4 protein-coding genes are annotated in these 1420 nt (G+C 43.8%); 3 read left to right on the plus strand and 1 reads right to left on the minus strand.

The window, feature by feature from the left end; all coding sequences use genetic code 11:
* Positions 1 to 57 (minus strand): helix-turn-helix domain-containing protein (locus PX481_RS29660; RefSeq protein ID WP_155119799.1); only part of this gene is annotated, 57 nt, incomplete at its 3' end.
* Between the two features lie 401 nt (positions 58 to 458).
* Here PX481_RS29660 and PX481_RS09745 point away from each other — a divergent pair.
* The 3 genes from PX481_RS09745 to PX481_RS09755 form a co-directional block, all read left to right on the plus strand.
* Positions 459 to 707: a hypothetical protein gene (locus PX481_RS09745; protein ID WP_002760243.1), complete on the plus strand. Its 249-nt coding sequence runs from the start codon at positions 459 to 461 to the stop codon at positions 705 to 707.
* Positions 704 to 1060, plus strand: coding sequence for a type II toxin-antitoxin system PemK/MazF family toxin (locus tag PX481_RS09750; protein WP_002760242.1), 357 nt, complete (start codon positions 704 to 706; stop codon positions 1058 to 1060). Before PX481_RS09745 ends, PX481_RS09750 begins: the two co-directional genes overlap by 4 nt.
* A 115-nt stretch (positions 1061 to 1175) precedes the next feature.
* Positions 1176 to 1420, plus strand: a 245-nt coding sequence (locus PX481_RS09755) for a DNA adenine methylase (RefSeq protein ID WP_288094502.1), incomplete at its 3' end; no start/stop codon positions are given.

Below are 1420 nucleotides of genomic sequence, written 5' to 3' on the forward strand. Positions count from 1 at the left end.
CAATAGCGACTCTTGTTCTGGTGTTGGGTAAAATCGAAACGAATAGGCTTTCTCCATATCTCACATTCTAGCATATATCGTGTAAATGCGCTAATATTTAACAGTAAAGCCGTCGTAGAACGACGGGGTTTCAGACCCAAATTTTCGATGAGCCAAGAAAAATCCTCTGATACTCATCGTCAATCTGTAACTGTGAAGCGTAGTTGGAATGGAGTGGTCAAGCTACGTCCCCAACCTCCAAAGGCTTCCCAGACAACCCCTAAACCTACTCCTAATCTAACAAATCCCTCGGCAACTTCAGGTGGTAATGGGTCTAGCAGCGCGGGTGAATCAGACAGTAGTAACTGATAACGTCCGAACGTCTGAACGTCCTCCCTACCCCGCTACGCGCTCAGGGACTCATGGGGGTTTGTTGAAGACGGCTGTTGGCCAGGATCTCTTATAATGGGGAAGTCGGAATGTTTTTTCTTCCTATGCCAGTAAGTGCTGAAGCTCTTAAGCAAGACTTGGATCGACTAACTGATAATCAGCTTCAGCAAGTGGCTGATTTTATTGCCTTCTTAAAGTTTCGCAGTCAGCGTCATCAGGCTGTTCTCGATCCAATGCAACTGGCCGATCTGTTTGCAGAGTTTGCTGATGAAGATCGCGCCTTTGCTGAAGAAGGTATGAATGACTATGCAGTAATACTCCATCAAGAAGACCAATGATGACTAATCCTCTGAAACGGGGTGAAGTCTGGTTAGCCGACCTCAATCCAACTCAAGGTTCTGAACAAGCGGGCATTCGTCCCGTCATCATTTTCCAGAATGACCTTGTTTCCCAGTTCTCAACTACGATCATTGCTATTCCGCTCACCACCAACCAACGTCGCGCTGCTTTGCCTATATGCTTACTGATAGAACAGGGTAATGGTGGACTCGGCCAAGATTCTGTTGCCCTATGTTTTCAGATGAGAGTGCTGGATAAAACTCGTTTGATCCGCACACTGGGACAACTGAGTCCCGAAATAATTGCCCAATTGGAAGAAGTGGTTTTGCTAACCTTAGGATACGAGTCCTAAATGTGGAATTAAACGGAATTCTTATGAGTATAGGCTACATATCAGGACAGGCACTCATGCAAAAGGCGAAAGGGGGAATAGATAATCAGTCTTTAATAAACGGATTTAGTATAAAATGTCAACAATTAAAAGTCCCTTGCGTTATCCCGGGGGGAAATCCCGGGCAATTAAGCAAATTCTGCCGCAAATTCCTGTCAATATTAGGGAATATCGAGAACCTTTTTTTGGTGGGGGTTCTGTATTTTTTGCTGTTAAGCAACTCTTTGGACAACAAATAAAAACCTATTGGATTAATGACTTAAATTATGATTTATATTGTTTCTGGCAATGCCCTCAAGAAAATATTGAGTTTTTGGTAGC

The sequence above is a fragment of the Microcystis sp. M53603_WE2 genome (assembly GCF_030065435.1).